The following is a 7,854-nucleotide window of genomic DNA, read 5'->3' on the forward strand; positions in this document are numbered from 1 at the left end:
GGCCCGATAACGGGCGTTTACCATTACGAGCGTCCCACTGGGACAACTCTCTGGTCTCTGGATAGAGGCCTGGTATGAGTTGATGCCCGGCGGTTCACGCAAAAAACGCAGCGCGCAGTTCAGTTACGGTACGTCACGCACCCGCCATGCGACCTCAGAAGAAGCCATGCAGGCGGCGATTAAACGGCGGCAAGAGGAAGAGGCGCGTTGGTACTGTATCGTGGGTTAGCGCGATCAACGGCGCGTGAACCAATGACGTAAGGTTCCCGCTTTAAGGAGTGTCGATGGCTTTTCGTTTTCAACGTCGTATTTCGCTTGCGCCCGGCGTGCGCCTGAATATCAGCAAGCGTGGTGTGGGCCTTTCTGTTGGCCCGCGTGGTGCCAGTGTCAGCATGGGGCCACGAGGCATCCATGCGCATGCCGGACTTCCTGGAACAGGACTGGCCTATCGCACCCAGCTGTCATCATCTCGTCGAGCTTCTTCAAAGGGGCAAGCAAGTGCCCCTTCAGCTCTAGAAACGCGCATTGGGCAAGGTGAGTCGCTAGGGCTTCAGCTGTCGGTTAATAAAGACGGCAACATGCGCTACCGATTTGAAGATGGCACCCCGCTCAACGACCAGGACGTACGCTGGCTGCGCCGCCATGCACATGACGCTATTCGTGCACAGCTCAAGACACTCTGCGATGAATTAAACGCGGATATCGTGCGCTTAGGGCAGCTGCACCACGACACCCCATCTCCTCACTGCCGTGGCTACACCCCACGCCATTTTGCTGAGTCGGCACCCACTTCGCCCACGCCGGTCCCTCTTCCATGGTGGAAAGCGCTATGGCCACCGGCACGCCGTCAACATGAGATCGATAGCGCACGCCGCCAGGCGCAATTTCATGACGACTACCGTCATTGGGAACACCGCAAAGCCGATTTTGATGCCGCCGAGTTTGCCCGACAGCAGCGCGAAGAGCAGGGCGTGCTAAGACAACGTGATGACATGACACTCACGCTTCAAGAGCGCCTTGAGGAGATCGGCTGGCCCCGCGAGACAGTGATCGATTTTGACCTGGGAAGCGATGACACCACGATAGCGCTGGATATTGACCTGCCCTCTGACGATGACATGCCGGATCGGGAATGGATGATACCCGCCAAAGCGCTCAAGCTCACCCCGAAATCCCTGAGTGCCACACGACAGCGAAAACTGTACCGTGATCATGTCCACGGCATTGCCTTTCGTGTGCTTGGCGCCGTGTTTGTGCGTTTGCCCTCTGTTCAAGAAGCGCGGGTATCTGGATATCGCCAAGTAGTTGATCCCATCACGGGCGGTACGCGCGATCAGTATCTTTACAGTATCAAGGTCACCCGAGCACAGTGGAACCGTATCCACTTTGATCAGCTGGCGCAGGTCGACCCGGTGGCGGCGGTAGAAGCGTTTACGTTGCGCCGTGACATGACCAAAACCGGCATCTTTCGTGATATTGAACCGTTTAAGCTCGTCTAAACCCTGGCTTAGGCATAAGCCCAAGGCTTCTATGTTGTCTGGATAGGGATTCTCATTCAACGGTAGTGACAACGTGCAAGTGTGAGCGGCGCTGACATGACAGCTCAACCTTTGATCGTGGGAAAGGGGATGAACTCCATAAGCCAATATTTTTTAGAAATATTTATGCTTTATGGTGGATAGCTGCTATACCTTTGATAAGGATATCTTAGCAGGTGGTTGCCATGAAATTGCTTGTCCGCCCAAGACCGTTCATTAACGAGTCACTTGAGAGCTACATGCTCCGTCTATCGCAAGAGAATTTCTTCGAATACTATCAGCAGCTTAGTCGAGCGATAAAAGACTGGCTGCAGCTGCATGATCATGAAGCTGCAGGGGCGTTCCCAGAAGAGCTAAGCCGTTTAAATGTCTATCACGCGGCTCAGAGTAGTAGTCGTCGCATCAGAGCGCTCAAGCTAGTGGAGTCGCTGACAGATAATGAAAAACTTCCGCTACTACACTTGGCAGTAATGCATTCCAGCGAGAAATTTTGTTCGCGCTACGCTAGCGTTTTTTATGCAGGTAGCCACGTACCCCGAGCGTTAGTTCGCCAAAAGGGGGTACCTGTTTGTCCGGATTGCCTCACTGAAGCCAATTACATTCGGCAGGAATGGCATTGGATGCCCTATGAAGCCTGCATTAATCATGGCAAACAGATGCTGAATGAGTGCCCAAAATGCGAAGAGAAATTAAATTATACCCATTCTGAATGCTTGCATACTTGTCGCTGTGGATTCGATCTTCGTAACGCTGGCTCGGAGCCAGCAGACGAATGGCAGCTTATCGCGAGTCGCCTGGTAGTAGGGGAGCATTCGCCTTCCAGGCACCCACTATTAGATATCCGACCCATCAGTTTGAGACTAGCGTGCTTGCTGTGGTACCAGCTATACATACATAAAACGCTAGACGCTAGTGATCAGGTTCCCACTCTTACGATTGAGCGGGCTATCGAGTATTTCATGCATTGGCCTGAAGTGTTTACACAGGAACTAGAGCAGCAAGCGGCGCTCTCAGGCGGTAAATTAGTATGTGATTATAATAAAACCTCATTTCACGATGTTTTTGGCAACATTGTCGGCATTTCGCGTCTGCTGTTGAAGGCTTATCCAGAAAGCGATTTCGTCTTGACTCCATTGGAGAATTTTTTAGCACGATTGGTTGATCAGAATCCGCAATCACGTGTGCCAAACGTCGCAGATCTACTTATTAGTATGCCGGAAGCCGCGATTTTGCTTGGCACGTCGTATGAGCAAGCGTACCGTCTATATGAAGAAGGGTATCTCAGGTGCGCAGTCAAATTTAAATCACATGAAAAGCTAGTGAATGGTATAGGAGTATTTTATTTAAGAGAAATCATGGAGTTGCGTCAGTCAAGAATGCCGGTTGAGACAAGCAGCTATAATAATTATTTACCAGCGTGGTAACGTCATGTCGTTAAGTACGTTGTTGGAATTGGATGAGCCAAACCGCTCAGAAGCAATTCGTAAAGCTTTCGCTCCCTACACGCCGCTGATAGAGGTTTCTGAAGATGTTAACGCTGCTATTTTGGTGCTGCTGAACTTATCGCATAAGCGTCAGTACGCTCCCGATTTGTTGAATAAAAAAAGAGCAATTGAAACACTCAAAGATTGGCAGTATATCGAAAGTTGTGCGCAGGAAGTGCAGTGGCTGCACTCACACAACCTAAAGTACCCTGATACACGTGTTGCACATCAGAGATTATTAGTAAAAGCTGAGAAGCCCTCGGGCAGTGTTATTTCTTCATATAATAGTGTGAGTCGTTTGGGTTGGTCACACAACTCAGCAGCTGTGAATAAAGCAAAACTTTTTGGAGCTAATTTTATATTTAAGGGTGTAGTTTGCTGTTTGGCCGCTATTGTTTTAGATAATGACAAGCAATGGCGGAAAGAATTCATGAATCTTGGTATGTCTGATGGTCAATGGACTTACCTTCAGTCGCTTTTCGATAATTATTTAACTAAAAATTTATCACCTTCTTATGTGGATAGGCATTCAGTGCAAGTTACCTTTCTTTATCAAGGAAAGGATGTCAGTATTACACCTGTCACATCACACTCATTACTGGCCGACATTCAAGTTGCTCGACGTAATAAATGTGGAGATTTTGCAACAATAAAACATTGGCACTCTTCAAGTGTTGGAGATTTAGCATCCTCGCTTGGAGGTAATGTCTCTGCTCTTAGTTATTCCCCTCGATTGTTAGCCTGTAGCCACAATAAAGAAAATGAAAATTCTTCTGGAATCTTTTTTGTAGACTTTCATCACAGTTCTTTAAGAAGTAAGTCGTTTATCCTGGCATGTGATAAAATTATTGAAAGTAAAAGCTTGTTGACCGGAAAAAATAGGCGAGATCATAGGCGTTCTGCTATTAAGTTGCTGAGGCAGTCTTTATCTGAATGGCTATCCCCGGTTAGCTATTGGAGAAATATAGGAGGAGAAGTATTTTCAGATCGTGCGAGCAATACAGCATGCCTTTTGATTTCTGCTCTTGACGAGGATTTACTTGGAATTCTACCTGAGGTTAATAAAGAATTGCACAGTATTTTGGTGAGGTATCCCCAGACACAAGGCTTTGCTTATCATCCAGAACTATTAATTCCTTTCAAGGCTCAGCTTAAGTCCTTATTGATTGGGATGAAAACAGAAGAAGATGAAGCTATGGCTGAAGAGCCATATCAGTACCTTCACTTAAAAAACCTACATGTATTCGATGCTCAGGCGTTATCTTGTCCCTATCTAGTGGGATTGCCTTCACTGCTGGCAGTATGGGGAACCGTCTATAACTACCAGCTACGTTTACGAAATATCCTTAAACGGAACATTGTCTTTGAAGAGGTTGCTTGGTTTTTGCGGCAGTATGAGTCCTCCTTGGGTGCCAAGATACCTGCCCCTTATCTGCCTCCAATGAAGCCAGGTGAGGCTCCCAAGCGGCCAGGCCTTATTGATATGCGCTTTTGCGATTTGCGCATGGATTTGGTTATTCGTTATCGACTAGAGGATGGGCACGATACCCCGCTTGGAAATGACGAATTGCCTATGTTGCAGTCTGCGTTCCCTGGGAGGTTCGCTGGGGGGACTATGCAGCCCCCGCCACTTTATGAAGAGTTGCAGTGGTGCCAACTATATGGAGATGCAAACAGTTTATTGGCAGCCATATCGCTTCTGCCGGACGAAGGTCGTTGGGTTGTCGACTCAGAAAAACAGGTGCAAAGCATCGGCAGCTTGGTGACATGGTTGTCCAAGCATCCCAATCATTTACCTGCTATGAGTGGCTACCAGCTGCTTGAAGAACCTTGCTATCGGTCTGGTTCACATAGGCAGCTCCATGCTTATGCTGAGCCTTTAGTCGGTCTAACAGAGACGTTGTCACCGGCAAGCGTCAGGCTCAATGGTACAGCACACTTTCTGCAGAATGCTTTTTGGAGGTTGAAAAGCCAGAACTTGACTATGCTAATGAAAAAAGCATAGGCAGGTCGGCATGATGAACTCTTTCAGACATCTTAGCTATGAGCGCTCTCTCAATCCGGGCAAGGCGGTTTTTTATTACCGGACAGATTCGAGCGAATTTGAGCCGTTACAAGCGGAAGTGACGCGGTTTCGTGGCCCCAAGGCAACGTTTAGCGATGGCTATATGGCATCCGGGACTGCGCGTGCTAAAGAAACGAGCGATTTGGGCTTTTCTAATCCTATAATGCTCGAAACGTGTTATGTACCACCATTAGTCGATACGTTGTATTGTCGTTTTTCTTTACGCATCATTGCAAACAGCTTAGAACCAAACATCTGTGATAATGCAGAAGCTACAAAAGTGTTAAAAGAGTTCTCTGATGCTTATCGATATCTGGGCGGATACCGCGAGTTAGCAACCCGATATGCTAAAAATATTCTTTCAGCTGAATGGCTTTGGAGAAATAAAGTTGCAAGAGGCATAGCTGTTGAGGTTTCTACATCAAATTTAAAAAACTATAATGTTAAAGATGCACAGTATAAAGAGTGGGGGTCTTATTGGGAAGGAGATGACCTTAAATCATTGGAAGGGCTTGCGATTGAGCTTGAAGAGTCGCTCTCTTATCCACAAAAATTTCTTTTTGCAGATGTAACTGCCAAAATAAAAACAGAATTTTGCCAAGAAATTTTTCCCGGTCAATTATTTGTTGAGAAAGATGATAGAGGCAACGAAAGTGCGGCTAGGCAGTTTATGAAAAGTACAATGAACGACGGTCGTCAAGCAGTTAGCTTTGGTGCTTATAAAATCGGAGCAGCAATTCAAAAAATTGATGACTGGTGGCTAGATGAAGGGGCTGAATACCCTTTGAGGGTGAGTGAGTACGGTGCAGATCGTAGTCGGGTTTTAGCTATGCGTGAACCAGTTACGAAGAAAGATTTTTACTCGCTGTTAAACGAAATTGGAAGTATCACGGAGGGGATGATTAAAACTAGGCAGGCCAGCACTAATGCACATTACGTGATGTCAGTCCTGGTGAAGGGTGGTATGTTTCAAAAAGGAATAAAGAAGGGTGAAAAATGAGATGCTTTTTTTACATAAAATATCTAATGCCTTCAGCCAATCACGCATTTTTAGCAGGGAGGTGTATTGCTTGCTTACATGGGTTTATAAGCGGCTCTGAAATAACGAGTTCCGGCATTGGTATTTCGTTTCCATCATGGGCTACGGATACAGTAGGGGATTCAATCGCTTTCGTGAGTAAAGATTTTAACGCTTTGTCTTATTTGTCATCAGCGCGCTATTTTAAGAATATGGCGGACGAAGGATTTATTAACGTTAGTGATATTGAAATAGTTCCAACGACATTAGAGGAAGTGAGATTTATTAGAAATCAGCATGTTGCTAAATCTTTTCCAGGCGAAATCAAGAGACGGCTGATCCGCAGCAAAAATCGAGCTGAAAAACGTGGCGAGACGTTCATACCTGGCAGTGTTGTATCAGATCGCGTCGTTGATCACTGCCACGTAATTCCTATTGATAGCCGATCGTCAGGCCAACGATTCCCGCTGTATGTGCAGTATGAGGCGCTTGGTGAAGAAAGCCAGTGCGATAGCTACAATAGCTACGGGTTGGCTACAAAACAGACACACTTTGGCTCTGTGCCAAATTTTAAGCAGATTACCTAAATATTTTAAGAATATATTGTTATATTTTTCAATAACTTACTTAAGATACGCCAAAAAGGGTATTTTTATCGTTTTGTACTTATCTTGTTGATGCCTATATTTAAACTGCTAGCTAGGTCTAGTGAACCGCCGAATAGGCAGCTGAAAAAATCTTCGGGAAGCCGTGGTGATGTTTGTCAGGGTGAACCGCCGAATAGGCAGCTGAAAAAGACGATTACATGCTGGGTACAGGCTACGACCGGTGAACCGCCGAATAGGCAGCTGATATTAGGACTGGAAGCCAGCAACGGTAATGATACACACCGCCGCAAGGCAGCAATAGTTCTAAACCCTCCAAGATTTCTTGGAGGGTTTTTTTGTGGTGCTAAGTGAAGGCTATTTCTGAAGATGAGTTGGTTTGCTCTTAGCCCGCCTTATTCATGAGGCCGGCCTGAAAACGAAGATAGCGGATGGTATTCTCTTGAAAATTCAGTGTGTTCCGTCAAGAGCCTGAACCAAGAGAGCCACCCGCTATGGGTGAAAGCCTATCCACCTGGACGCCCTCGTGCAACGGCGCTGTCCGTGTCGAGCTGAGCGGCCAGCGCACCACCAGCGACAGCGGCGCTTTGCTGCTGCGTGAAGCCCTCGACAACAGCGGCGTGGTCGAGGCGCTGGAAGACAATCTGGTCGACCTCCGTAACCCGCTACGCATCCGTCACTCACTGGCCAGTCAGCTGCGTACCCTGGTGCTGCAGCGTGCCATGGGCTGGATCGATCTCAGCGATACCGACACGCTGCGCCGTGACCCGCTCTGGCAGTTGGCCTGCAGCGATGCGAGTGGGATGACGCCCCTGGCTCAGGACCGGCCGTCGCAAGCCACGTCGTGGAATGAACGCTTACGCACGCTCGGCGAATCACCGTTCATCTCGGAGCCGCTGCCGACAAGTGGTGGCCGACGCTGCTGAAGGGGCTACCGAAGCTGACCGCACTGAGCTGACGCTCCTGCGAGACCACCACAGCACCAGAAGTCGAGCGGCGGCGGTCGGCGATCACGGCTGCGTGGGCGGCCGCAATTGATTCTAAATAGCTATAAGAAAGCGGGAAAAGGTCGGCGTTCTGGCATTACTCACCGGCCATTCGCGCTGAAGAAGCCGATCCTGATAAGCGATGCCACCAGTCAGTA

6 protein-coding genes and 1 pseudogene are annotated in these 7,854 nt (G+C 48.0%); all 7 read left to right on the plus strand.

What is annotated here, in order from left to right:
• The first annotated feature begins 82 nt into the window (after positions 1 to 82).
• Positions 83 to 229 carry a hypothetical protein gene (locus tag ACT3XD_RS18895; RefSeq protein WP_192539668.1) on the plus strand — a complete coding sequence of 49 codons (147 nt, stop codon included), beginning with the start codon at positions 83 to 85 and terminating at the stop codon, positions 227 to 229.
• 55 nt (positions 230 to 284) lie between these two features.
• Entirely contained in the window at positions 285 to 1,499 is a 1,215-nt protein-coding gene (locus ACT3XD_RS18900; RefSeq protein WP_192539667.1) for a DUF4236 domain-containing protein, read from the plus strand.
• Positions 1,500 to 1,723: 224 nt separating this feature from the next.
• Positions 1,724 to 2,962, plus strand: coding sequence for a TniQ family protein (locus tag ACT3XD_RS18905; RefSeq protein ID WP_444280666.1), 1,239 nt, complete (start codon positions 1,724 to 1,726; stop codon positions 2,960 to 2,962).
• 4 nt (positions 2,963 to 2,966) lie between these two features.
• On the plus strand, positions 2,967 to 5,027 hold the full coding sequence (locus ACT3XD_RS18910; protein ID WP_444280667.1) for a hypothetical protein: 2,061 nt from the start codon (positions 2,967 to 2,969) through the stop codon (positions 5,025 to 5,027).
• A 10-nt stretch (positions 5,028 to 5,037) separates the two neighbouring features.
• Entirely contained in the window at positions 5,038 to 6,087 is a 1,050-nt protein-coding gene (csy3, locus tag ACT3XD_RS18915; RefSeq protein ID WP_192539664.1) for a type I-F CRISPR-associated protein Csy3, read from the plus strand.
• A 26-nt stretch (positions 6,088 to 6,113) separates the two neighbouring features.
• Positions 6,114 to 6,692, plus strand: coding sequence for a type I-F CRISPR-associated endoribonuclease Cas6/Csy4 (gene cas6f, locus ACT3XD_RS18920; RefSeq protein WP_225736334.1), 579 nt, complete (start codon positions 6,114 to 6,116; stop codon positions 6,690 to 6,692).
• 512 nt (positions 6,693 to 7,204) lie between these two features.
• Positions 7,205 to 7,552 (plus strand): annotated as a pseudogene (locus ACT3XD_RS18925) (transposase); the annotation flags it as partial.
• Positions 7,553 to 7,854: the final 302 nt, after the last annotated feature.

It is taken from the genome of Halomonas sp. AOP7-B1-5, assembly GCF_052353045.1.
GTDB lineage: Bacteria > Pseudomonadota > Gammaproteobacteria > Pseudomonadales > Halomonadaceae > Vreelandella > Vreelandella colorata.